Here is a 24,895-nt window from a genome sequence, read left to right as displayed (position 1 = left end):
TTTTTATGGCGAAAGATGTGTTGAGCCTTGCGTGGCAGGATATGAAAAGAAGGCGTTTTGCAACCGCCATCAAACGCCTCGAAGCTCGTGCAGATATCTATGAAGGAAATTTTGAATATTATCTTATTCTTGGCATTGCATGTCTTTATGTAGGAGATATCGGTTCGTCTTCGTCGTATTTCCAAAGGGCAAGGAAAATAAGGCTTACGGAAACACGGCTTTTGCTCGGGCAGGCTGCAATTTTTTTGCGACGTGGAGACACTGCACGCGCTCTTCAATACTACCTTGAAATAAGAGAAAATGAGCCTCAGAATAAAACGGCAGCTAACGCAATGGAGTTTATAAGACTTCACGGTGATTACGATACGATATGTCGTTGGGTCGACACCGGCAGAATAGAGCAATTTTATCCGCCGTTAGGTCCAAATCCTGATAAAATTTTGCTGACTGCAATTCCAATCATCGCATGTATGATTGGTGCCATTTTTGCGCTTATCTTTTTTCCAAAATTTTCAAAGGCCGGGAATTACAGAGGTCCACGCGTAGATTTGAGCCGCCTTGAACTTTCTTTAGATGAAAAAACTGACGCTAAAGAAAAAGATTTGACAACTCAATCTTACAAATACATCCTTTCAAATAAAGAGATAACGAAACGCTACAATGATGCTCTTATGTATTTTCAAAATCACCGAGACAATGCTGCTCAAATTGAAGTGAATGTAATTTTGAATTCAGACGCTTCTCTTGCTATCAAGCAAAAAGCTCGCATATTGATGGGGTATTTTGAAATCCCTGATTTTGACTCTATCACTGATGTTCCGTCTTATTCCGATGTTTTGTCAAATTCCGCACTTTACCTTGATTGCTGGGTAGTGTGGGGTGGAAAAATCTCAAATGCGGTCACAAATGAAAACGGTTTTTATTCTTGTGATTTGCTTGTTGGTGACCAGACTCTTTCTAAATATGAAGGCACTATAAAAGTTGAATTCGATTCTGTTCCTGTTATAGACGGAAGTCAACCGGTAAAAATACTTGGAAAAGTTATGATGCAGGACGGAAGTGTTGTTCTGAAAGGACGAGCTGTTTATCAGAGTGTTCATAATTAGTTTTTTTTATTATAAATGGGTTTGTCGCTGCCACTGCAAAATATAATTGAAATGTAAAGATTATGTTTCAAATTTTATAATACGTTTCCTTTTTATGTGTTCCTTATTTTTTTATAATTATGTAGAATGTGTCGAAATTGATTTTGAAAGTTTTCCATTTTTCTTATAAAAATTTGTAAATTTTTGTCAAAAATCATAAATAGATGACCATATTATATTTGGGAGGAAGGTGGCAGTATGTCAAATGTTAGTTCAGCTCCAATGGATACTGCGGAGAAAATGAAAGCGCTGGAGGCTGCACGTCTTCAGATTGAAAAACAGTTCGGTCAGGGTGCTATCATGAAGCTTGGCGATAAAGCCAACGTTTCGGGAATTGAAGTTATACCTTCGGGTTCTATCTTGCTTGATGAAGCTCTTGGAATCGGCGGTTATCCGCGCGGGCGGGTTATTGAAATGTATGGTCCTGAAAGTTCGGGGAAGACGACTCTTGCTTTGCACGCTATTGCTGAAGCTCAAAAGCTCGGTGGAGTTGCTGCTTTTGTTGATGCGGAACACGCTCTTGATCCTGTTTATGCTAAAAACCTTGGTGTCAACATTGATGAATTGTGGGTTTCCCAGCCGGATACGGGAGAGCAGGCTCTTGAGATTACAGAAAACTTGGTGAGAAGCGGTGCTGTCGACGTTGTTGTTGTCGATTCCGTTGCAGCCTTGACTCCTGAAAAGGAAATCGAGGGTGAAATGGGCGACGCTGTTATGGGTATGCAGGCGCGTTTGATGAGCCAAGCTTTGAGAAAGTTAACTGCGATTATTGGGAAATCGAATTGTATAGTGATTTTCATCAATCAGATTCGTATGAAAATTGGCGTTATGTTCGGTAACCCTGAGACTACGACTGGTGGACAGGCATTGAAGTTTTATTCTTCTGTTCGGCTTGAAATTAGGCGAATAGAGACTATTGAAGGAAAAGGTGACGACGATGCTGTTGGAAACCGTGTAAGAGTTAAGATTGTAAAAAACAAGGTTGCGCCTCCGTTTAGAAAGTGTGAAATCGATATTTATTTTGGAAAAGGAATTTCATGGGCTGCAAGTTTGCTCGATTCTGCTGTAAAGCACGGAATTATCGACAAACGCGGTGCATGGTATACAATGGGCGAAGAAAAAATTGGACAAGGTAAAGAAAATGCTGTCAACTTTATTGAGACTAATCCAAAAGTTTCTGCTGAAGTTGAAGCCAAAGTTCGAGCTCTTGTTTTTCCGGATCAGGTAATCGAAAGTAAAGACCAAAAAAAGAAAGCAAAAACTGCTGCTGAAGAAAACGGCGCTCAGCCAAAACTTGATATGTAGCGGTGTTTGTAAGTGAAACGCGTTCTATTGGGACTTGGATCTAACAAAACATACAACGGTTTTTCTCCTGCGGAGCTGCTTTTCCTTGCTGGAATTGAGCTCCGCAAAATTATGAAAGATGTTCGGTTTTCTTATGTATACAAAACAAAAGCGATGTATGTTGAAGATCAAGATGATTTTTATAATTCTGCTGCCGTTGGCTACGTTGAAGACGATGTAGACGCTTTTTCTTTTTTAAAAACAATAAATAAAATTGAAGAAAAATATGGGCGTGACCGTTCAAAAGAACTCAGATTCGGACCTCGTTCATTAGATATAGATATTGAGCTGTTCGGTGACGAAGAAATCAATACTCATGAATTACAAATCCCACATGCAAGGATGCACGAAAGAGAATTTGTTTTAATTCCGGCACTTGAGATTTTTACAGATTCTGCCGATGAAATTATCAGAGAACGATATATAAAATACCTTGCCAAATTAAAGGAAAACGGCAAGGGTTATGGAATTCAAAAAATATCTGAATTCCCGAAGGCGGTAGAAAATGGAACAGAACGACTTTACAGTTGCAACAGCTAAAAAAACTAAAACCGAAACATTTGCAAAACATGCTTACAAAGCCGGAGAATTTGAGGGACCACTCGACTTGTTGTGGTCTTTAATCCGTGAAAGTAAAGTAAATATTTATGATATTCCTATTGCTCAGATTACGGAACAGTATCTTGAATACCTTGATTATGCAGTAAAAACAGATCTCGGAGACCTTTCAGAATTCTACAGTTGGGCTGCAAAACTTATATACATAAAAAGCCGCATGCTGCTTCCTGTTGAAGTTGCTTATGATGATGAAGATGAAGAAGACCCTCGTCAGGAATTAGTAGATAAGTTGATCGAATATCAGAAATTCAAAAAACTTTCTTTGCTTATGGAAGAGCAAGAAGATGAATCTGAATGGAACTTTGAACGCAAAAAAATTCAGAGAGTGCTTCCATTTGATGAAAATGAAAATATCTGGGAAGAGATTGACACTTGGGATTTATTGCAGCAAATGCAAGATACGTTCAAGTCAATCATGAACCAGTATTCGAATGAAAAAATCCTCAATATGTACGAGGAAATTTCTGTCAACGAAAAAATCACTTTGATGAATGAACTCCTGGAAGAAAAAAAAGAATGCCTTTTTACAGATTTGATTACACGGACCGGAAACGAAATGGACGTTATCTGTGCGTTTATGGCAATCCTTGAAGCTGTAAAATTTAAGATGATTACCATCTTTCAAAATAAGCTTTTTGGTGATATAAAAATATGTGTAAGAGAAGATAACTTGGGTTATTTGCCAAGCGAAGATGAACTGACGTCAAATTAGGAATGTTATGGAATTTAATAAAGAATCGGCGCTAATCGAATGCATTTTATTTTTGGAGAGCGAACCTCTGAGCGTAAAAGTCATCTCAAACAAAGCTCAACTTTCAGAAGAAGTCGTAACCAAATGCCTTGAAAAACTTGAAGAAAGATATTCAGCTCAAGATTCAGGTGTAGAACTCACAATGATTACAGGCGGCTGGTGTCTTACACCAAAAAAAGAATACTGGGACGTGTTAAAAGAATATTACGGCTCCAAACGTGAAGGTCGTCTTTCAAAATCTGCGATGGAAACTCTCGCTATAATCGCATACTCTCAACCGATTACACGTGCAGAAATTGAGCAGATTCGCGGAGTTGGAGTTGACAATATGATTCGATTGCTTATTGAAAGAAATCTCATAAAAGAAGTTGGAAAGAAAGAAGCGCCTGGTCGACCGACTTTGTTCGGAACTTCAAAAGAATTCCTTAAATTATTCCGCTTGAATTCAATCGCAGAATTGCCTAAACTTGACGAAGACGAACAGGAGCGTTTTGAACTTGCCCGCTAACCGGAATGCAGAAAAAGAAAAAATCAGGCTTCAAGCGTATATTGCGCATTGTGGTGTTGCCAGTCGGCGCGCTTCTGAACAGATTATTTTAGACGGACGCGTTGCCGTAAATGGAAAAGTCATCACAGAGCTCGGCACAAAAGTCACAGACGAAGACGAAATCACTGTAGATGGAAAAAAAATAAAACTCGAATCAAAAAAACGATATGTCTTATTGAATAAACCTGCAGGATTTGTTTGTTCTTCATCTGATGAAAAAGGAAGGGCAGTTGCCGCAGATTTACTTAAAGAAAAATATTCTGAACGTTTGTATAATGTCGGTCGCCTTGATATGTACAGCAAAGGTATGATTATATTTACAAACGATGGTGACTTTGCTGCAAAACTTTCACATCCGTCGAGTCAGCTCGAAAAAGAATATATAGTAGAGACGAGTCAGGAAGTTCCAAACACTTTTCCTCAGATGTTTGAAAAAGGAATCCGCATAGATAATGTCTTTTACAAATGTAAATCATGTAAAATCTTAAAGCCGCGCAAAATAAAAATAGTGCTTATAGAAGGCAAAAACCGAGAAATCCGCACAGTTTTAGAAAGTCAGAATATCGGCACAAAATCGCTTGTACGTGTTCGCATCGGCTGCATAAAACTCGACGATTTGAAGCCCGGTGACAGCCGTGATTTGACAACAAAGGAAGTTGAAAATTTATTGAATGAATTATCTTAAGTGGCTGATTTTTTTAGTCGCCCTTAAAAAAAACTTACAACGAGGAAGAAAATATGATTATTGCTATCGATGGTCCTGCTGGAACCGGAAAAAGTACAATCGCTTCGATGATTGCCGAAAAATTAAACATCACCTTTTTGAACAGCGGCGGATTTTATCGTACGCTCACGCTTGCCGCTTTAGATTCAGGGATAGATATCAAAGATGAAGAAAAAACTATTGAATTTTGCAAAAAACAAAAGATTGAATATACAAAAGAAAGCCATTTTATTTTAAATGGAAAAGATGTAACTTCTCATCTTCATGATGATCGTGTAACTTTGAATACATCTCAGCTCAGCGCTATTGTCCCAATCCGCCACTATGTGAACGATTTGATGCGTGAGATAACAAAATCTTTGAGCGTTGTATGTGAAGGGCGCGATATGACTACAGTCGTTTTTCCAGATGCACAATACAAATTTTATCTTGATGCTTCAGCGGAAGTTCGAGCAAAAAGGAGATTTGACCAAGGAGTCAGTGATTTAACTCTTGACCAAATCAAAAAATCGATCATAGAGCGTGACGAAATGGATAAAAACAAAAAGGAGGGGGCTTTGAAGATTGCCCCAGATGCAACCTATATAGACACATCTAACTTGACGATAGACAATGTTTGTGAGATAATATTAAAACAAATTTCGTAATTTAAAGGTTTTACAATGGAAGAAATGGAAGTGGAAAAGAAAGAATCCCAGAACTCCAAGGGAGACTTTCAGACACAATTAGAGGAGTCTCTGAAAGAATTTAATGCACCACAAGCTGGTCAGTTGGTAGAAGGAACAGTAATTCAGGTTACTTATGACTACGTTTATGTTGATATTGGAGATAAGTCAGAGGGTTTGATTCCCGTTGAGGAGTTCGCAGGCGAAATGCCGAAGGAAGGGGATAAGGTTCAGGCTTTGTTATCAGGATACAACGCTAACGGTCCTGTATTGTCAAAGAAAAAAGCTGATTCAAAACGCTATTTGAAAGAAATCCAAGCAGCATTTAAGGATAAGACTCCTGTTGATGGAACGATTTCTAAAGTAGTTAAAAGCGGATACGAAGTTGATCTTGGAATCGACCGCACTGCGTTTTTGCCGATCAGCCAAGCAGATTCGGAAAAAATCGAAAAACCTGAATCATTACTCGGTTTAAAATCAAAATTTTATATTGAACGTCTTTATTCAGACAAAAAACTTAATCCTGTAGTAAACCGCCGCAAGTATCTCGAAGAAGAAATCGATGCAAAACGCGACGCATTCTTCAATTCGGTGCAGATTGGTGACACAGTAAAAGGTACTGTAAAAAGTTTTACAAGTTTCGGTGCGTTTATAGATTTGGGTGGATTTGACGGACTTCTTCATATCAATGATATGAGCTGGGGTCATGTTGCTCGTCCTAAAGACTTTGTAAAAAAAGGTCAGGAAATTGAGCTCAAAGTTATCCGCCTTGATCCGGCAGAAAAGAGAATAAATCTTTCTCTCAAACATTTTTCAGAAGATCCTTGGATTCATTTTGAAGAAAAGTACCATGTCAACGACATCGTGAAAGGTAAAGTTACAAAGCTCACTGAGTTCGGTGCTTTCGTTGAACTTGAAGAAGGAATCGAAGGTCTTGTTCACATCTCTGAATTTTCATGGACAAAGAAAATCAACAAGCCTAGCGACATGGTAAATGTTGGAGACGAAGTTGTAGCGATGATACTTGGATATGACATTCAGGCCGGTCGCGTTTCTCTTGGTTTCAAACAGGCTACAGAAAATCCTTGGGATACTATAATTGAAAAATATCCTGTAGGAACAAAATTAAAAGGTAAAATTGTAAAAATCACTAACATAGGTGCTTTTGTCGCTCTTCAGGACGGAATCGATGCTTTCCTTCACGCTGACGATATTTCTTGGACAAAGAAAATTAAACATCCGGGAAGCGAACTCACAGTTGATTCTGAAATTGATGTTGTTGTCATCGAATGTGACCCTGAAGCTCACAGAATTAAAGTTGGTATCAAACAGCTCACTGACAATCCTTGGAAAGCATTCGCAGAAGAATACAAACCGGGTTCTACACTTGAAGGTGAAATCACTTCGATCACAGATTTCGGTATTTTTGTGAAAGCTCCGAACGGAATTGAAGGCCTTGTAAACAAAGCTAACCTCAGCGATGATAAAGATGTTCCATTTGAAGAAGCTGTTGCAAAGTATAAAGTTGGTGACAAAATCAATGTGTTTGTTGTAGACGTAAAAGTTGACAAAGAACAAGTTGCATTTTCTGTGCGTGAATACAAGAGAAAGCAGCAACGTGATGAAATCTCACAGTATATGACTGCCAGCGATAATGATGACGGAGCATATACACTTGGTGATATGATTAAATCACAAAAAAATAACTAAATTGATTGTTTTGGTGGAATGAACAAAAACATTACTCCTTTGGTTGGCTCTAGCAGTTTTATCAAGGAAATTAAGACTTTGGTCCAGACTCTTTCTGCGAACAATGCATCTGTTTTGATTGTCGGAGAGAGAGGTTCTGGGAAACGTCTTGTCGCTCGTCATATTCATTATTCAAATTCGGCGAAGATTGATCATTTTTTTGAAATCAATTGTAAATCCTTTGACAAAGAGCAGATTCAAGTTGTATTTGATGATGTAAGCCGATTGATTGCTTTTGACCAGCGAATTACTCTTTTTGTTTGTCATGTCGAAGATATGATTCTGGAGCTGCAAAAATCGTTTATTGAAATGATAAAAAAAACAGCTGCCAAAGAGCTTGACTTGAAAATTATCTGTTCCACCGAATGTTCCTTAGAGGAAAAAGTTGCGAATGGAAAGTTTTTGCCTGAGCTTTTATCTAGGTTGAATACTGTCGTTATCAACGTTTTGCCTCTGAGACTTCATAAAGAAGACATTATACCGATTGCAGAAAGTTATCTGACAAGTTTTAGCAAGAAATCGGGTTTGAAATTTGTCCGTTTTTCTGAGGCTGCAAAAACTTCAATGCTCGAACACTTTTGGAAGGGAAATGTTGACGAATTGATTAATTCAATTCAAAGGGCATTTATAGTTGGGAAACCTCCTGTGATTGATGAGGCTGATTTAGGCTTCATAAATGAAGATTCTGTCGTGAACAGAGTTGTTGAAAATATAGCAGACTTTGGAAACGACAAATCTCTTAAGACAGCTGTCGATATGTTTAAAAAAGAATATGTCACAAAGATTCTTGAAGAAAATAACTGGAATCAGACAAGGGCAGCGCGCGTGCTTGAAATTCAACGTACTTATGTGATTAAATTGATCAATGAATTAGAAATTCGTAAGAATTAACTATAAAATAACGAAAAATTGAGTTTGAGGATATAAAAATGGCAGAAAGAGAAGAATTGGCAACAAGCCAGAAAATTGGCAACTTGATTGAAAAAAATAAAGTAAAATTTATCGTTTGTTTAATTGTTGTTGCATGTGCATTGGCAGGATACATTACCACTTATGCAATTTACAATAGTTTAAAAAATAAAAATCTGAGCAGGATTGATGAAATTACTTTTACACTCACAGATAAAAGCGGTTCTCTGGAAGAGTCTGAGCTCGAAGCAAGAAGCAATACCGCTATTGAACAGCTTGCTCCTTTTACAAAAAAAAATGGAATTGCAGGTGCTCGTGCAAACATGATTTGCGCAGAAATTGCTTTCCAACAGAAAAAGTATCAGGAATCGGCTGATTTTTGGAAAGCCGCTGCAAAAAAGGCAAAAAAATCATACATTGCTCCAATCGCTTATTTTAATATTGGAGTTTGTTATGAACAATTGAACAACATTGATGCTGCTGCGGAAAATTATAAAATTGCAGCTGATAATAAGTCGTTTGTTATAAAAAATCATGCAAAGTTCAGTTACGGACGCGTTCTTGAAGCTCAGGGAAAATATGCAGAAGCAGTTTCAGTTTTCACAGAAATTAATGACAGCAATCCTGATGATTCATGGGCAAAACTTGCAAAGTCAAGAATTATTGCGCTTAAAGTTCAAGGAAAGGTCGAGTAGTCTGACTGTCAGAACTGCTAAAGCTTATAAACTTTATGAATAAGAGAGGCAAAACTGTTAAACAATTTATAAATTACTCATTTGTTGTGTGTTTTATTTTGTTTAACATCTCGTGCGGACTTGACACTTTTTATGTCATTGACCCTCCATATAGCGGTTCAAACAAACCGAGCGAAGATGAAAACTCTTCCGGTACGAGTCTTGGTTATGCAGAGCGATACTTTTCTTTTCAAACAAATGAAAAAAATGTAAGCGGATTTACTTTCAGCGGGACTGATGTATATTACAAAATATATAAAAGTTCGAGTGTGATGAAAAGTGAAGTATCGAATATCAATTCTCTGACAGCAACTTCTAATGCCTCAGATAAATTAATTCATACGTATAAATATCAAAAACTGAAAGCACTTATAAAAAATTTTGAAAACTCATCAGTTTTAATTCCCTCTGAAAATAGAAACAGGACAGTTGTAATCAGGTTGACAGATTATTCGTCAGGTTCTGATTTTGCCTCAAAAATATTGATAGATGGAAACAATCCTTATAATTCGCTCGTAAGAGTAGTCCCGGTTCGTTATCAGTCCAATAGAACATTTAATTTTGGCCGCAATGGAGAAAATGATGTTGTGCCGGCAAATGACAACGAAGCTGATGGAAATCTCGATGTAAATATGTCGGGTTCATCTTCCGACTCCAGATGGTACGTTGCGATGTTTGCCGTCGGGGTAGGCGTAGATACTCTTTTTAAAGAAATCTATAGCACTCCGTTGTTTTTGGGGACTATTTTGATAGATTCAAATTCCGCCGATAACTAAAAAACTTATTTTGATTTACAGTTTTTTTGTTAAATAAAAAATCTCCGCTTTAAGCGAAGATTTAAATTGATGCTTGGCAGAATCGAACTGTCGACCTGCTGCTTAGAAGGCCCCTAAGAGTATAGTTCAGTACAATTCACACAAGTATGTTATAACCTGTTATTTCCTTATGTTACAACAAATTGTTAGTTATTGCAAGTGTGTTTCAGTATATTTTAATACAATAAAATAAAAAGTGGTACATGAAATTTTGTACCACTTTTATATACCACTTTTTTGTAAAATTTGCTTTCTATGCTCCGGGCACGAAGCGAGGTCGAACATAATTGTCTGCGCTGTTGGCGTAGCTGTATAACGCTCCACCATACAAATTAACAATGCAGAAATTTGCGACAGATGCAACGTCTTTTAGCCAATAATACGAACTTTGATTATTGATTGCCTTTCTCGAGTACATAAAGAGGGGGAGCCTCATGCACGCTGTTCCTGTATCATAACCGGAAGATCTCCATATTGTCGCGCCGAAAACTTCAACCTCACTCATAAAAACCGCCTGCATATATTCCCAGTTCCAGTTGCTGGAGGCTCCTGTCGCGCTGCCAAGACGGTTATATAAAGATGCTGTAACTGTATTTGAAATCAATTCTCTTGTTGTTTTTAAGTGAGAGCCAAATTCAGCGTAGAGCTGCTGATTGACAGTTGCCCCGGCTGCAATGCTTCCAAAAGATACTACAGCGCCGATTATATCAGTGTTCATCTCGCTTGCCTTATAGCCGCCGGTTATTGTGTTTGCAGAATACATTCTGTTTCTTCCAAAGTGAAAAGAGCCCTCTTCGCCTTTGCCCGGTATCATGACAAGATGGTTATAATCTATACTGATCTCATAACCACAACATTTCAAGGAGTTTATTCCGGCATTCGTAACCCATTGCGACCCGGTAACCGCATATTGTGAACTCTGCTTAGGAGAGGTAATTGCTCGACTCATTTTAAAATAATCACCGGCATAAATATCTTCAAAAAGGGCAAAGCCGTCTGTGCCATTCAGACGCTTCCATAAAGTGCCGTCATTGTAGTAGCTTGTGATATCTTTACCTAAAACACCGTTAATCCAACGAGGAACGTTGTGATCCTGTTGTGCGTAGTTTGAGCCCATAATCAGCCACTTCTGATGCCGGGTATCCGAAATAGTTACATCCACATATTTTAGATGAAGCCAGGTTCCGGCCGCAAACGGATGTACAGATTTTCCTTCCATAGCTGCAAGCGGAATCGTGCCTGTTCCGGCAAAATTCAGCGTTGGAGCAGCTACATTGTTTCCGGTTGTGAAGTAAACAAGGACCTCACGTCCCGAAACAAGGGTAAAATCCGAATTGGCGTGTAATCTGATAATACCCATTTCGTGTCTCCTGCCAGTCAAAATAAGCGCCTACAATCATTCCGGTAGCATCATCTAAGGCAGTATGAAGGGCACATTTTCTTTTTCCGAACCAAAGATGTATGCTTGCATCCATCTGAAGCTCTTCTCCGAAATATTTCGATCTTGGCTGAGTCGGGTGAGTTGTCTTGATGTAAGGTTCCGCTTCGAGCTGCACGAGAACTTCTTTCTGCTGCTTTGTGAGCCTTTTCATTTCACGAAGTCTCTTTCTCAGCTCATTCTTTGTCCTGTGCCATACCTGAACAGAGAACTCATCATGTTCCTTGAAAATCAACCTTACAAGTCCTTCACTGACTTTTGTATTTCCATTTTTCAGAAGTTTTTCGCAGAAGAAAGTAATATTCATCCCGTAATACTTTTTCATGTAGAGCTGCCAGATTTTTTCATGATCGGTTTTGTTCACGGGTTCCTTTCCTCTGTTTTTATGAATCAAATCATCATCTGGATTTGATTTCAACCTCGCAGCATACCTTTTTATTATCCTTTCAGACTTCTTAAGTTTTGCAGCGGCCCAGTGTACAGATTGATATCCATCTACAACCTGCCACATCACTTTCAGTTTGTTTTTGTCCATGTAATTCATGCCTCCATTGTATATGACAAAATCCCTTACGATTTTCTTGGACAAAATCGCTTACGAATTATTAAAAAAGACAGAAAGATTTTTTGATTGTTGACATCTTTTGTTTTATAAACTAACATCATTACAAATAAAGTAATGATTATTAAAAAGTGTTTCTCTGTTTTATTTTTATTTACATTTCTCTTTTTAGGTTGTTCTTCGGAAAATATGAAGTCTTATAAACAGATTAAGCAATCTCACAAAAATCTTGAAAGCATGTATCAGGATGTTTATTTATATGATTTAGAAAATCCTGATTTTTTTGAATCTAAATTAGATTTAGCACGTTATTATATATTAGTGGGAAGTTATAATCAGTCTTGGCCTTATTTAGTAAGAGCTGAGTCAATTGCAAAAAAGTCACCAAAACAAGTTTCAAAAGAAAATGAAGCAGCCTTATATGGATGTTATGCAACTCTTTATTTAATGAATAATGAAGTAGAGACTGCGTATTCATATGTTGAAAAAGCATGTGCTGTACCTAAATATGGAATTATATATGGATATTTAGCTGGTAGAATATTAACAACTCTAGAAAGAAATGAAGAAGCTTTAAAGTATTTTGATGAAACATATAAGAAATATCCTAATCTAATTACAGGTGAAGAGATCCGATCTTATATGTATTTATTAGGGGAATCAAAAAACTATAAAAAAGCTCAGGAATTACTTGAATTATATTTTGAAAAAGGTGAGTTCTTTTCTGGACTTGGATTGTTTGCTTCCGGAGTATATGAAAAAAACAATTTGTTCGTTGAATCAATTTTTAGTGCTTTTTTGGATTATGAATATCAATCATGTTTTGGGAATGCAGATGATAAACGTTTTGTACAAAATTTAAATGAATTACGTAATAAATTAGTATCTGAATCTAAAGATGAGGAATCAATAAATGCAGTTGATTACATGTTGTCGTTGTATTTGGGCACAGATGTAGAAGAACCTAAAATCGATTTCTTTCCTTTTGAATATATAAAGTTAAAGAAAACTGCAAAGAATAGAGCTTGGTCCAATAAAGAATTTAATGAATATATGGCATTGGAAAAATATTTTAAGAACTTCCCTTGTTATTATTGGAATTTGTGGACTATGCTCCCAAAGGTTCAGGCTGGCGATTTATCAAATTGGAAAGTGATACTCGAAAAAATTATTATGCTCGGTAATTCAGATTACTATGATTCTTCACGAGTTATATTAGGAAAATTATGTGGCTTAAATGATTCTGATGCATCTAAAATATTATTACCTCAGGAAGTTCAAAGATTAATTTTAATTTATATTAATGATAGTGATAAAAGAGCCTTGGAATATATTTATTCACTTCTGAATTTACCGGATTGTGATTACGTAATTCAGGGTACTCAAGTTATAAAACAAAATATAGATAATAAAACACTTAGTCAGGCTTTGTATGAAAAAAGTTTGACTGCAAGTGGGCGATTGAAAGAAAGAATTAATTATATTCTTAGTTGAATAAAACAATAGAAGTAAAAAATGTTTAAGAGAGTTATAGTAATAAAAAGAGTTTATAAAGTATTTCTTATTGTTCTTGTTTCTTTTTTGTTTTTTTCATGTACAAAAAAAGAAGATGCTGAATTTAATTATTTAAGAGCAGTGGAAGCTTATTCTAAGCAGGACTTTGAAACTGCTTTAGAATTTGTGAATGCCGCAAAAAAAAATGATTCTTCTTTTTATCAAGCAGATTTATTAAAAGCAAAAATTTTCTATTTTCAGGATATGTTGGAAGATGCAAATTTGGTACTACATAAGTCAATCAGAAAATATCCTGAATATACAGATGCTCGCATATGGTATATTCGAGTTCTTATTGCTCAAGAAAGATATGACGAAGCTGAAACTGCTTTAATAAAAGAATTGTCATTTAATTCAGGTGATTGCAGAGTCTTCTATCAATATGGAAGTTTATGTGCGAAATTAGGTAGGATTGATGAACGGTTGTCAATGTATAGAAAAGCTGAAAGTTTATTAAGTGAAAATTCAAAAATTTATTTAGAATTAGCAGACATATGGCTTATGTTGGGAATGAGAGAACGGGCTTTGGATGAATTAGATAAAGCGGAAGTTGTCATGGAAGATTCTCAAACGATTAAGGAATTAAAAAGATATATAAGAAATGGAAATGATTCATTATGAGAAATAAGATAATTTTTATTTTCTTACTTACTTTATTAATAAGCTCTTGTAATATTGTTGATTTTGGAAATGATGAAATATCTTGTTTGCCTTCCAGTGATTCAGAATCTTATAGTCAGGAATATGTGGAAGTAGCCTTTAATTGTGAGGTAGATCATTATTCTGCAGAACAATGTATAAAAATACAAAATAATAATCAGCCATTGGAACTAGTATTTAAATGGGGTTCGAATACATTATACGCAAAGCCCGAAATTGGTTGGGTAAACGGAAGATGTTATATTTTAGTCGTAAATGGTTCTGTACTTAAATATAATGGTTCTCTGTTTTCTGTTGATTATAAATGTTCTTTTGTTTATGGGAATAATAATGATTCTTTTACATTAATAAGCAAACCTGTTGATGATACTGCATTATTGGTGTCTGATAGTATCTCTTTTTCATTTAATCATGAAGTATCGTATGTAAATTTTAACAAAGCCTTTAAAATTTCCCCTTCAGAAAAAATATCATATTCAATTAGCTCTGATCAGAAAACTATAACAATAACTCCTGTTTCAGGCTGGAAAATTAATACAATTTATAAATGGGAAATTAGTAATTTAATATCAATTGATAATTGGGGATTGTCAGGGATAACAAATGGCTTCTTTAAAATACAAAATGATATCGAAAATCCTGATTTATTAAAAATTTGTCCTGTAAGTGATACATCTGATCCCACGATATGGGTTTGAGAATACAGACATAGATAGAAATATTTCAAAAAGAGAGTGTATTGGATTTATATTTTCAAAATCGATGGATTTTTCTACATTAAAATCTGGGATTTCAATTTCACCAAATATTAATGGATATTTTTATCAAGCTACATCAGATAGAAAAAGATTTCTTTTTGTCCCATTATCTAATTATGAAATTGAAACAAAGTATTTGATCACAATTTCATCTTCTGTAAAAGATTCAATAGGAAATTCATTATACCAAGAAATAAAAAAAGAATTTTATTCAGGAGATTCATATTTAGAGATTGTGTCTTTAAATATTGGTGGTATTGATTATTCATCTATTCCTGATGAATTAGAAGCCTCAACTACAACTGTAAATGCAAATGAAATCTTGGCTGCTGTAATTACATTTTCAAATCCAATTGATATAAACTCAAGATATGCTGTTGTGAATAATATATCATTAAATTTGCAGTTTCCAATGACATCAGCATCTCCTATATTGCTTTCATCAAAATGGGATTCTTCTAATACTGTTTTAACATTAAATTGGGGAAATATAACTAAAAGTACAAGTGAAAACAAAAGTTATTACGATTTAAAATTTAATGGTGGAAAATCTGGTATATCAACTGGAAATGGACGCTATATGGAGGATAGTATATGTATCCATATAAAAATATCTTCATAAGTATATTATTTTCATTTGTCATTTTTTTAGTTTCGTGTTCAGATGCTCTTTTTCAAAAATTAAATGTTAGCGATGTTATTTATGATGATGCCAAAATAACAATAACTTTTACAACAGATGTAGATGAAGATTCTGTTCAAAAATCTATAACTTTGCTGGAAGATAGTGCAACTGTAATAGGTTATTTTCAATGCTTGGACAGTCAAATAGTTTTTTTTCCTTCTAATGGAATTCAAAAAAATTATGATTATGATTTGATTATATCAACTGCTTGTGAAGATAGAAATGGAAATAGTCTTATGCAAGATTATCATTTTTCATTTTCAACTAGAGATGAACATGAACGACCTCATGTAATTTCAATTGTTCCAACTAATCAGCAATATATAGATACAGAGTTAAATTATATTGATATCACTTTTTCAGAACCAATTTTACAAGAATCATTTATAAATGCATTAGATATTTCACCAAGTATAGAATTTTTTCTTGAATTTAATGATAACAATTCGCAGGTAAAAATAATTCCTCAAAAGCCATTGACGTTAAATACTGATTATGTAATTACAATTAATACAGAATTATCAGATCTAGCAAGAAATACAATGTTGGAAGAAAAAAAATATATGTTTTTTTATAATAGAAAAGATATTCTTCCTGACTATAAAGTTTCTATTTATGATACTGATGATTTGCTTATTACAGAACTTAATCCAAACGCAAATGAGCATAACATTCCAGCAAATTGTTCTATAAGAATTGACTTTGAACATAAAATGGATTTATCTGCAGTATCTGCTTATTTTTATTTTACTCCGATTGTAGATTACAAAATTCTAAAAGATGAAATAAATGGAAAGTATGTTATTTTTAATATTACAAATGCACAATGGAATGCAAAATATGATTTAACATTCTTAAATGGAATGCCAGATATTTATGGTCAACGATATCAGTATGTTCAGGTATACACGTTTACAACAGATAATGAATTGAATATGCCTCCAAAATTTCTTGAAGGTATTATTCAAACTTCTGATTGGAAAAATTCTACATTATATGAAACTATAGATTATGCTTATTTAAGTGAAGAAAAAAATTATTCAAATATTTCTTTCTCAAATGATTACACCGTAGGGAATGCTAGAAAATCAGAAGCATATCTTCTTTTTTATACTTCAAATCAATCAAATGGAATTGATGTTTATTCTTTAAGAGATGGTCTTTCTGTATCGACTACAAATAATTGTTGTCAAATTGTAATAAAAACAATTGAAAAAATGGATACGCTTCCTTCAAATGTAATAAATTTATTTAATGTTGATTTTAGTGGCACGGCAGGTAAAGTTGATATTTTTTATGTTGTGTTTGAGGTTACTAATTCAAGTAATTCTGGGTTAGTCCACTTTATATTAGAAACTGAAATACAGGATACATTGAAAAATCAATTAGATAGAAAATATGATTTTATATTAAATAAATAGGAGTTTTTATATGAAAAAGTTTATATTATATTCGTTATTATTTTTATGTCTTTCATTAACCAGTTGTGTTTCCGTATTTAATATTCCAAAAGAGAAAGAATATTATATTCTTCCACAAGTAAGTACTGAATATTCAATATGTTTAAATTCTATTGAGGTAAAAAAGGATACAATAAGTGATAGTGATTTAATCTCACAGATACAGGATATCTCAACAACCTTGTTATCTGATTTAATTAATAAAGATTATGACTCCACTTTGCATCTTAATTTGGAAATAAAACAGCGATCTTATTACAAAGGTATCAGACAGCAAAACTCAATTTATTTTGTTTATTCATTAATCGATGAAAGTGAAAGAGTAGTATTTAATAGCTCTTATTCCTTGGATTGTTCAGACACAATTGAATCAAGCACAATTGATTATAAATTAATTGAACATATGAATAAAAGAATTCGTTCATTTTTAAAGAAGTGTGAAAATATAAAAATAAAATGAAAAGAATAGTTATTATTATAATTTCTTTTTTATATTTTTCTCATTTATTTGCTCAAATTGTTTTTGAAAGTGCAGAAGATGCAAGTATTTTTGCAGTGATTAATTCTGTCAATTATACATTGCGAAAACAAAATGCTGTATCATCTCTTGAAGTGGCAAATTTATCAATTCAAGATTTTTTGCCAAAATTTGATATTTCATGGACGGAAGCTGATAATATAAGATTTGGCGGTGCTGACAGTAGAAACAAAACTCTTAGTATGAATATGCAAATGACAGTATTTGATGCTGGAAAGAAATATATTTCATACAAAATGAATCAGGCCGAGAAATCAAGTGATTTGTATTCTGTTGATATTGAAACAGCAAACTTTAAATCAAGTGTCATTAGCCAATATTATTCATGTTTGTTATTAGAAAAAACTCTCGAAGTTAAGAAAGATTTGGAACAGAACACGAAAAAACAATTAGAAATAATTGAACGAGAAGTTGCTTTGGGGTTAGCTCTTGAAAATGATTATTTAGAATATCTTATTTCATATAGAAAAATACAAGATTCCGTAAAAATTTTAGAGCGAAATTTACGAACTCAATATAGGGTTTTTAAGGTAATACTAGGCCTTGAACCAGAGGCTGCTATTCTATTAAAAGAAAACATATTAGATTTAGATGAATATTTTTATCTTGAACCATATTCAACATCTTTATGGCAACTATTAAAATCTCGAAGTCTTGAATTACGTAGGCAGGAAACTTCTTTGTATTATTCTCAATTGCAAAATAAACAGAATAAGTTATTGCTCATTCCTGATATTTCTTTTCAGGGTGGTATATCTTTTTCTGGAGGAAATTATCCGCTAAATAATCCTTCCTATTCTGCAAAACTAGTTTTTAGTTTTCCAAATAATCCATTTTTACCAGCCTCAATTTCTACCGATTTTGGCTTTAACAATAAAGGTCAACTGACAGGTTCCACTAATGCAGTTTCTTCAAATATAGTCCCTCAATTAAATTATAAAGCAGCAATAGATATGCAGAATATTGAACTTAAACAAAAAAAACAATCAATAAAAGATTCTGTGAACTCCATGTATGAAAACTTGTTTCAGCAAATAGCTTCTTATGATGATAGTATAGACAATATCGAAAGAATAAAAGAAACAGTAGATTTACAAAATAAAAGATTAATTATAAGTGAAAAACAGGTTGAAAAAGGAACGCTAAAAAGAATTGATTATCTTAAACAGTTAGAAGAATTAGCCGAACAGAAAATCTCTCTTTTAGAATCAATTACATCTTTTCATGAATTGACAAGGACTTTAGAGATTGCATTAGATTTACCATTTGGGGGATTAAAACAATGCTTAAACATAAAATAATATTTTTTTTAATTGTTATTTTCTTATCATTATGTTTTACTTCATGTGAAAAAAAAGTAGAAAAGGTTGAAAAAAATAGACTCGCAGTAAAAACAATTACAGTTGAAAATAAACAATTAGATAATGAATTAAATAGTTTTGGAACAATTTCATATAAGTTAAAAAATGATATAACTTCGCTTGTTGCAGGAACAATAAGTGCTTTACCGGTAAAAGAAGGACAATACATAAAAGCTGGGACTGTAGTTGCAAGGTTAAGAAATTTGCAATTGGAAATCCAAAAAGATCAATGTCTAAGTAGTATAGAATCTGCAACTGCATCTTATGATTTAACAGCGGCACAATATCAGGAATCTGTATTAGCAGTTGAAAGCAAGCTTCTGTCAATGGAAAAAGCAGAGTTAACAATAAAGCAAAAAGAACTTGAATATGAGGCTCAAAAGAAAAACTTCGAGGATCAAAAATCATTACATGAGATTGGTGGTGTTACAGATTATAATATTGAACAAATGGAGCTGCAATTAAGTTCCCTTGAAACTGAACTAAAAATCTTAAAAAAGGAACAAGAAATAAGTTATTTAAGATACAGAAAAGAAGATTTGATTTCAAATGGAATTCTACCTTCAGAAAATCCAGAAGTTTTTCATCAGCAAATAATTGACTTAAATACTCGTACTTCAAAGGCTCAGGTAAATGCCGCAAAAGCACAGTTAGATTCTGCAAGGCAGCAGTTAAGATCTGTAAATTTGTTAATTGATGAATTGGTAATAAAATCACATGTTGCTGGAATTGTCGGACAAAAATATTATGAAAATGGAGAATATATCAAAGAAAATGAGAAAGTACTTACATTAATTGATACATCTTCTGTTGATGCCGTTATGTATATTCAGGAAAAAGACATTGTTAATTTTTCTATAGGAACACAAGTAGACATTGAAATACCTTCATTAAACAAAAACATAAAATCTACTATTTCTGAAATAAGTCCAATTGCCGATTCTCAAAGTGGTAATTTTTCAGTTAAGGCTTCAATCGATAATCCTAAAAATGTAATTAAACCAGGTATGTTTTTAAAATGTAAAATTCAAAAATCAAATCCTGAAGTATTACCATGTATCCGGAATACTGCAATTATTCAGGGAGCAGATGATACAGCAAAAGTTATTTGTGTTAATAAAAATTATGCAGTCATCAAGACCGTTATAATTAAAGAACAGAAAAATGGATATGTTTGGGTTTCTGAAGGTTTATCAAAAAATGACGTAGTCATTAATAATCCATCTCCATTTATTAGAGAAGGGCAACTTGTAGAAATTGTTAAATAAATGAAAAATCTAATATCTTTTTCAGTAAGACATCCTATATCAATTCTCATGGTATATTTAGCACTAATTATTGGAGGTTTAGTATCTTTAAATGTTATTCAAGTAGATTTTCTTCCTAAGATGAATGATAGATATTTATTGATTAATGCTGATTTTGATGGAATCCCTGCTGATGAAATGAAGAAACTTGTTACAATCCCTCTTGAAGATTCTTTAGCTTCATTAAAAGGAATAAAAACTGTTTCATCGGTTACTCGAGATGGATTATCGTTATTGAAAATTGAATTACAGTGGAAAACAGATATAAATCTTGCGATGATAGAATGTCGAGAGCTAATCGACCAAAGTTATGAAATTTTACCCAATGGATGTACTAAACCTTCTGTAAGAATTTTTAATCCTTATTCAAAAGAAACTATCATGCTGGCTATCATTTCTAAAGATAATGATTTGGAATATTCCAGATATCTTGTCGAAAATGATATTAAACCAAGATTACAACGAATTTCAGGAGTTTCCTCAATTACGATAGCAGGTGGTGATAAGTCTGAAATAAGAGTTATTCCGAATAAAACAAAAATTGAAGCAATGGGGGTAAGTTTACAGTCTATTGCGGAAATAATAAGCAGTTCAAATTACGAATATCCTGCAGGAAATTTAGATGAAGGAAATAAGCAGTTTCTTTTTAAAACAAATGGTTTATACAAAAATATTTCAGAAATAGAAGAAACTCCAATCGGTTATACCGAGAATGGGATTTTGTTAATTCGTGATATTTGTACAGTTGAGTATTCTAATCAAGAAAGAAAGACTTTCTTCAATTACAACGGTAATGATGCAATTGCTATAAGTGTCTATAAAAAAAGTGACGTAAGTCCTTCAATTTTATCAAGAGCAATTCATTCTGAAGTTAGAGAATTGGAAAATATGTACGGAGATAATTATGAATTTTATTTTTTGATTGATAAATCTGACCAACTAAAAGAATCTCTAAAACAACTATTTGCTTCTGTTATAGTTGGAATTGTTATTACAATTATTATAATATTAATTTTTTTTCATAACGTTAGCCTTTCTTTAATTGTTTCAAGCATAATGCCGCTTAGTATTTTGTTCTCTGTTTTGACACTAACAATTTGCGGAAAATCAATAAATCTTATGGCTCTTTCAGGAATTGCTATTGGAATAGGTATGGTTATAGACCCTTCTATTGTTTGCATTGAAAATATAATCTCTGAATATCGTGTTAATAAAATAAAATATCCGGATATAAAAGCATTAATTTATTCAAGTACGCAGCAGGTTTCTGGATCAGCAATATCATCTACTATTACAACTGTTGTTGTTTTTATTCCTTTTTTCTTCTTGTCTGAGATAACTGGGCAGCTATTTAGTGATTTATCTATTTCTGTTATTTCATCTGTAGTTTATTCATGTGCTTTGTCGTTATCTTTAATACCTGCATTATTAACAATTCTTTTAGCTAAAGATAAGTTTAAGAGTAAATTCTTAAATTTCTCAAAAATAGAAAATCGTTTTGAAAAATCTTTATTGAATAAGTCTCATAAACGTTGGTTTATACCAGTTGTTATTTTGTCTTGTTCGATGGTTGGAGTTATTTGTTTAAAACTTTTACCAAAGGAAGTACTTCCTAGAACTTATAATGATAATATATCTGTGGACATACTATTTGATGAAAATGTTTCACTTTCGTATATAAGCAAAAATTCTGAGTATATTTGTTCTTTGTTACAAGGTGATGAAAATGTTGAATATTATTGTTCAATTGGTGGTATAGAAAATGATTCATATACAGAATTGTCAAATCCAGGAACTCGAAAAGAAAGATTGTTGATTCAGATTAAAACTCATAATACAAAAAATACTAAAAGAAAACTAAATCAAATTTTTGAGAATACTGGATTAAACTATAAAATAGAATCTGATATGAGTATCCTTGAAGAAGTTTTAATGATTAATAATGATGAAGAAATTCTCTTCGCTGACAATGAAGATGCGTTAAAAGCAATCGTAAGCAGTTCTGATTATAATGGAGTGCAGTATATTCCTAACAGTATTGTAAAAGAACTTGAATATGAACCAGATAGAACTGCTTGTGCCCGTTTTAATATTTCTTCTGTTCAGACAGCAAAGATAATATATGATACTCTTGAAGGTGTGACTGCAAATGATTTTTATTCAAATGGTCGCGAAATACCAATAATAATAAAATACAATAAGGATGTTATTTCAAATATTTCACAATTATCAGAAACTAAATTGATGATAGGAAATACTAATGTTCCAATCGATGCTGTTGGTAAAGTACAATATACAGAAAATGAAAAAATATTTTATAGGTATAATAGGAATGAAGCTAAAATAATTCAGAATTTGTCAACTCAATTATTGAATGATAACAATGTAATTTCATTAGGAAGAATACAGTTTAATGAATTATTAAAAAATGCTGTCTTTTTAATTATTCTTGTTTTATTTTTGTTGTACTGTGTAATGGGTGCTCAGTTTGAGTCTTTTATAATACCTGTGTTTATGCTGCTTGCTATTCCACCAGCTTTTTCAGGGGCGTTTTTATTACTTTTAATAACTAATCAAAGCATAAATATTAATAGTATAATTGCATTAATTGTTCTTTTTGGAACTACAGTTAATAACGCTATTATTTTGTATGAATCAATAATACAGACTAATATTTTGGTTTATGAAGATGCCGTTGTTTGTTGTAAGAAAAAATTACAACCAATTACAATTACAACCTTAACAACAATTTGTGCAATTATTCCATTTTCAATTGATCCATTACATAAAAATTCACAAAGTTCAATGGCAATAGCAATAATTGGTGGACTTATATTGTCATATTTTGTTGTTCTATATTGTATACCACCTATTTTATTTAAGTTTTCTAAAAGATTAAAAAAAAAATGAATAGATTATATAATTCACTGTATTTGCGTTGTTTATTTTCCTCATTATTTCGATCATACTATGCACTGGGGCTAGAATTGAAATTGGTGAAACAAAAGAATCTAAATATAATATTTATAGCATTGAATTTAATTATTTTGGAATTGATGCTTCAAAGATGGAGAAGTTAATTACAATACCATTAGAAGAAAAGTTAATTTTAATAAACGGCATATTGGAATATAAATCTGATATTCAATATAGCAAATCTACTACAACATTATATTGTTCAAAAAAAGAAAATGTAAAAAATATTTATTTAGCAATAAGAAACATAGTGGATAATTTATATAATAATCTTCCTTCAGATGTCCAAAAACCAAGAATTTATTCTTCTGATTCAAATTCAAAAAGTATAATTTGTATTGCTTTTCCAGCAGATACACAGAAAGATTCATTAAGAGATTGGATAGAATTAAATCTAAAGAAAAAACTAGAAGCTGTAAAAGGTGTATCTGAGGTATTAATTACTGGTGGTTCTCAGAAAGAGATTCTGGTTGAATTTGATCCGGAAAAATCTGCAGCAGCTTTACAAAATCCATCAGGTTTTGCAACAATAATACAAGATGGAAATAGCATATATTCAGGTACAAAAATTAGATATGGAAATAGTGAGGATCAAATATCATTTAATACAAAAATAAAAACTTTGGATGAAATAAAGCAATTACCTGTGAAAGTTGCTGATGGATATACAACTTTAGGATATTTAGCAGATATAGATTTTAAAGCAAAAACAGAAGATGAGATTGTTAGATTAAATGGAACTGATTGTGTTTCAATATCTATAAAATCAGCATCAGATGGTAATAGCATTTATATTTCAAAAGAATGTAAAAAGATTTTGGAACAATATGAATTTACAGGATATCAATATAATATCTTATATGATAATGGTGAAATTCAGCAGAATTTGATAAAAGATGTCCTAATATCTTTACTGGAAAGTTTCATTTGCATTGTTTTAATTCTGCCTTTATTTTTTACAAGAAAACGTACTACATTTCTTATTTTATTATTATTGCCAGTAAGTATTATATGGACAATAGGATTATTAAAAATTACATCTTTATCTGTAAATCAATATACTATATCAGGTTTGTGTATTGCATTGGGTTTAATAGTTGATCCAGCTTTAGTAATTTCTGAAATATGCGAAAAGAGTTCTTCAAAAGAAATGTTTTTGAAAAATTTATCTGCTCTTATTCCTTCGATTATATCAGCTTCGTTAACCTCTATTATTGTTCTAATTCCTCTTATATTTTTAGATAATATTGTTTCCGGGGTGAAGAATATAGCCTTAGCAATTATTTATATGGTATCAATTTCCTTGATACTTGTTATTGTATTTTTCCCTGCATTTATTTATTCGAATGAAAAATATAAAAAACAAAAATTTATTAAAAATTATATTGAAAGAAAATATATCCGGATTACATATAGAATTGTATTAGGTGCTGTTAATAAAGAAAATATTGAAAGTTTTATATTTACTTTTGCTATAACACCTATTGTTATTTTTATTTTTTCTGGTAAAAGTTTATCATTGTAACTGATTCGAACGTTGTATATTGTTCAATTGATTATGAACCTGATGTAGCAAATAAATATATAGACAAGGA

Annotated in this window: 21 protein-coding genes and 1 pseudogene; 20 read left to right on the top strand and 2 right to left on the bottom strand. The window is 32.7% G+C overall.

The window, feature by feature from the left end; translation table 11 throughout:
* Positions 1–5: 5 nt before the first annotated feature.
* From H9I37_RS08710 to H9I37_RS08665, 10 genes and pseudogenes are all read left to right on the top strand, one after another.
* The gene (locus H9I37_RS08710) at positions 6–1,106 is read left to right on the top strand and encodes a tetratricopeptide repeat protein (RefSeq protein WP_222864197.1); all 1,101 of its coding nucleotides are present in this window, start codon (positions 6–8) and stop codon (positions 1,104–1,106) included.
* 237 nt (positions 1,107–1,343) lie between these two features.
* A complete protein-coding gene (gene recA, locus H9I37_RS08705) occupies positions 1,344–2,450 on the top strand; it encodes a recombinase RecA (protein ID WP_187382183.1) in 1,107 nt (368 codons plus the stop codon).
* Positions 2,451–2,462: 12 nt separating this feature from the next.
* Positions 2,463–3,029 (top strand): 2-amino-4-hydroxy-6-hydroxymethyldihydropteridine diphosphokinase, encoded by a 567-nt coding sequence (gene folK / locus H9I37_RS08700; RefSeq protein WP_187382181.1) that lies wholly within the window; start codon positions 2,463–2,465, stop codon positions 3,027–3,029.
* Entirely contained in the window at positions 2,995–3,819 is an 825-nt protein-coding gene (locus H9I37_RS08695) for a segregation and condensation protein A (protein ID WP_187382179.1), read from the top strand. The genes folK and H9I37_RS08695 overlap by 35 nt, the downstream gene beginning before the upstream one ends.
* Before the next feature lie 7 nt (positions 3,820–3,826).
* The gene (gene scpB / locus H9I37_RS08690) at positions 3,827–4,366 is read left to right on the top strand and encodes an SMC-Scp complex subunit ScpB (protein ID WP_187382177.1); all 540 of its coding nucleotides are present in this window, start codon (positions 3,827–3,829) and stop codon (positions 4,364–4,366) included.
* Positions 4,356–5,090: a pseudouridine synthase gene (locus H9I37_RS08685; protein WP_187382175.1), complete on the top strand. Its 735-nt coding sequence runs from the start codon at positions 4,356–4,358 to the stop codon at positions 5,088–5,090. Before scpB ends, H9I37_RS08685 begins: the two co-directional genes overlap by 11 nt.
* Positions 5,091–5,143: 53 nt before the next feature.
* A pseudogene (gene rpsA / locus H9I37_RS08680) lies at positions 5,144–7,504 on the top strand (30S ribosomal protein S1).
* 18 nt (positions 7,505–7,522) lie between these two features.
* On the top strand, positions 7,523–8,434 hold the full coding sequence (locus H9I37_RS08675; protein WP_187382173.1) for a sigma-54-dependent transcriptional regulator: 912 nt from the start codon (positions 7,523–7,525) through the stop codon (positions 8,432–8,434).
* A gap of 38 nt (positions 8,435–8,472) precedes the next feature.
* Positions 8,473–9,147, top strand: a complete 675-nt coding sequence (locus tag H9I37_RS08670; RefSeq protein ID WP_187382171.1) for a tetratricopeptide repeat protein — start codon at positions 8,473–8,475, stop codon at positions 9,145–9,147.
* A 35-nt stretch (positions 9,148–9,182) separates the two neighbouring features.
* Entirely contained in the window at positions 9,183–9,962 is a 780-nt protein-coding gene (locus tag H9I37_RS08665) for a hypothetical protein (protein ID WP_187382169.1), read from the top strand.
* A gap of 292 nt (positions 9,963–10,254) precedes the next feature.
* Here the strand turns inward: H9I37_RS08665 and H9I37_RS08660 are convergent, their stop codons facing one another.
* Positions 10,255–11,361 carry a hypothetical protein gene (locus tag H9I37_RS08660; RefSeq protein WP_187382167.1) on the bottom strand — a complete coding sequence of 369 codons (1,107 nt, stop codon included), beginning with the start codon at positions 11,359–11,361 and terminating at the stop codon, positions 10,255–10,257.
* Positions 11,306–11,974 (bottom strand): hypothetical protein, encoded by a 669-nt coding sequence (locus H9I37_RS08655; RefSeq protein WP_187382165.1) that lies wholly within the window; start codon positions 11,972–11,974, stop codon positions 11,306–11,308. Before H9I37_RS08655 ends, H9I37_RS08660 begins: the two co-directional genes overlap by 56 nt.
* 144 nt (positions 11,975–12,118) lie before the next feature.
* On the opposite strand from H9I37_RS08655, the gene H9I37_RS08650 reads away from it, so the two are divergent.
* The 10 genes from H9I37_RS08650 to H9I37_RS08605 are packed head-to-tail and all read left to right on the top strand — an operon-like array spanning position 12,119 to position 24,825.
* Entirely contained in the window at positions 12,119–13,495 is a 1,377-nt protein-coding gene (locus tag H9I37_RS08650) for a tetratricopeptide repeat protein (RefSeq protein ID WP_187382163.1), read from the top strand.
* A 21-nt stretch (positions 13,496–13,516) separates the two neighbouring features.
* On the top strand, positions 13,517–14,176 hold the full coding sequence (locus tag H9I37_RS08645; RefSeq protein WP_187382161.1) for a tetratricopeptide repeat protein: 660 nt from the start codon (positions 13,517–13,519) through the stop codon (positions 14,174–14,176).
* On the top strand, positions 14,173–14,913 hold the full coding sequence (locus tag H9I37_RS08640) for an Ig-like domain-containing domain (protein WP_187382159.1): 741 nt from the start codon (positions 14,173–14,175) through the stop codon (positions 14,911–14,913). The genes H9I37_RS08645 and H9I37_RS08640 overlap by 4 nt, the downstream gene beginning before the upstream one ends.
* A complete protein-coding gene (locus H9I37_RS08635) occupies positions 14,882–15,595 on the top strand; it encodes an Ig-like domain-containing domain (RefSeq protein ID WP_187382157.1) in 714 nt (237 codons plus the stop codon). The genes H9I37_RS08640 and H9I37_RS08635 overlap by 32 nt, the downstream gene beginning before the upstream one ends.
* Complete coding sequence (locus H9I37_RS08630) at positions 15,568–17,079, top strand: Ig-like domain-containing domain (protein ID WP_187382155.1); 1,512 nt, start codon at positions 15,568–15,570, stop codon at positions 17,077–17,079. The genes H9I37_RS08635 and H9I37_RS08630 overlap by 28 nt, the downstream gene beginning before the upstream one ends.
* A 10-nt stretch (positions 17,080–17,089) precedes the next feature.
* A complete protein-coding gene (locus H9I37_RS08625; RefSeq protein WP_187382154.1) occupies positions 17,090–17,578 on the top strand; it encodes a hypothetical protein in 489 nt (162 codons plus the stop codon).
* Positions 17,575–18,957, top strand: a complete 1,383-nt coding sequence (locus H9I37_RS08620; RefSeq protein ID WP_187382152.1) for a TolC family protein — start codon at positions 17,575–17,577, stop codon at positions 18,955–18,957. Before H9I37_RS08625 ends, H9I37_RS08620 begins: the two co-directional genes overlap by 4 nt.
* The gene (locus H9I37_RS08615; protein ID WP_187382150.1) at positions 18,939–20,285 is read left to right on the top strand and encodes an efflux RND transporter periplasmic adaptor subunit; all 1,347 of its coding nucleotides are present in this window, start codon (positions 18,939–18,941) and stop codon (positions 20,283–20,285) included. The genes H9I37_RS08620 and H9I37_RS08615 overlap by 19 nt, the downstream gene beginning before the upstream one ends.
* Positions 20,286–23,234, top strand: a complete 2,949-nt coding sequence (locus H9I37_RS08610) for an efflux RND transporter permease subunit (RefSeq protein ID WP_187382148.1) — start codon at positions 20,286–20,288, stop codon at positions 23,232–23,234. It begins immediately after the preceding gene.
* A 28-nt stretch (positions 23,235–23,262) separates the two neighbouring features.
* The gene (locus H9I37_RS08605) at positions 23,263–24,825 is read left to right on the top strand and encodes an efflux RND transporter permease subunit (RefSeq protein ID WP_255422526.1); all 1,563 of its coding nucleotides are present in this window, start codon (positions 23,263–23,265) and stop codon (positions 24,823–24,825) included.
* The last annotated feature ends 70 nt before the right edge of the window (positions 24,826–24,895 follow it).

Origin of the sequence: Treponema sp. Marseille-Q3903 (assembly GCF_014334335.1) — a bacterium.
Classification (GTDB): Bacteria; Spirochaetota; Spirochaetia; order Treponematales; family Treponemataceae; genus Treponema_D.
Note: the sequence above shows the minus strand (reverse complement) of the source record. Positions and strands in the feature narration are given on the sequence as shown.

Excerpts from the sequence above, each read along its gene's own strand:
- H9I37_RS08710 (WP_222864197.1), top strand. The coding sequence starts at position 6 with ATGGCGAAAGATGTGTTGAGCCTTGCGTGGCAGGATATGAAAAGAAGG.
- recA (WP_187382183.1), top strand. The coding sequence starts at position 1,344 with ATGTCAAATGTTAGTTCAGCTCCAATGGATACTGCGGAGAAAATGAAA.
- H9I37_RS08695 (WP_187382179.1), top strand. The coding sequence starts at position 2,995 with ATGGAACAGAACGACTTTACAGTTGCAACAGCTAAAAAAACTAAAACC.
- scpB (WP_187382177.1), top strand. The coding sequence starts at position 3,827 with ATGGAATTTAATAAAGAATCGGCGCTAATCGAATGCATTTTATTTTTG.
- H9I37_RS08675 (WP_187382173.1), top strand. The coding sequence starts at position 7,523 with ATGAACAAAAACATTACTCCTTTGGTTGGCTCTAGCAGTTTTATCAAG.
- H9I37_RS08670 (WP_187382171.1), top strand. The coding sequence starts at position 8,473 with ATGGCAGAAAGAGAAGAATTGGCAACAAGCCAGAAAATTGGCAACTTG.
- H9I37_RS08665 (WP_187382169.1), top strand. The coding sequence starts at position 9,183 with ATGAATAAGAGAGGCAAAACTGTTAAACAATTTATAAATTACTCATTT.
- H9I37_RS08660 (WP_187382167.1), bottom strand. The coding sequence starts at position 11,361 with ATGGGTATTATCAGATTACACGCCAATTCGGATTTTACCCTTGTTTCG.
- H9I37_RS08655 (WP_187382165.1), bottom strand. The coding sequence starts at position 11,974 with ATGGACAAAAACAAACTGAAAGTGATGTGGCAGGTTGTAGATGGATAT.
- H9I37_RS08650 (WP_187382163.1), top strand. The coding sequence starts at position 12,119 with ATGATTATTAAAAAGTGTTTCTCTGTTTTATTTTTATTTACATTTCTC.
- H9I37_RS08645 (WP_187382161.1), top strand. The coding sequence starts at position 13,517 with ATGTTTAAGAGAGTTATAGTAATAAAAAGAGTTTATAAAGTATTTCTT.
- H9I37_RS08640 (WP_187382159.1), top strand. The coding sequence starts at position 14,173 with ATGAGAAATAAGATAATTTTTATTTTCTTACTTACTTTATTAATAAGC.
- H9I37_RS08630 (WP_187382155.1), top strand. The coding sequence starts at position 15,568 with ATGTATCCATATAAAAATATCTTCATAAGTATATTATTTTCATTTGTC.
- H9I37_RS08625 (WP_187382154.1), top strand. The coding sequence starts at position 17,090 with ATGAAAAAGTTTATATTATATTCGTTATTATTTTTATGTCTTTCATTA.
- H9I37_RS08620 (WP_187382152.1), top strand. The coding sequence starts at position 17,575 with ATGAAAAGAATAGTTATTATTATAATTTCTTTTTTATATTTTTCTCAT.
- H9I37_RS08615 (WP_187382150.1), top strand. The coding sequence starts at position 18,939 with ATGCTTAAACATAAAATAATATTTTTTTTAATTGTTATTTTCTTATCA.
- H9I37_RS08610 (WP_187382148.1), top strand. The coding sequence starts at position 20,286 with ATGAAAAATCTAATATCTTTTTCAGTAAGACATCCTATATCAATTCTC.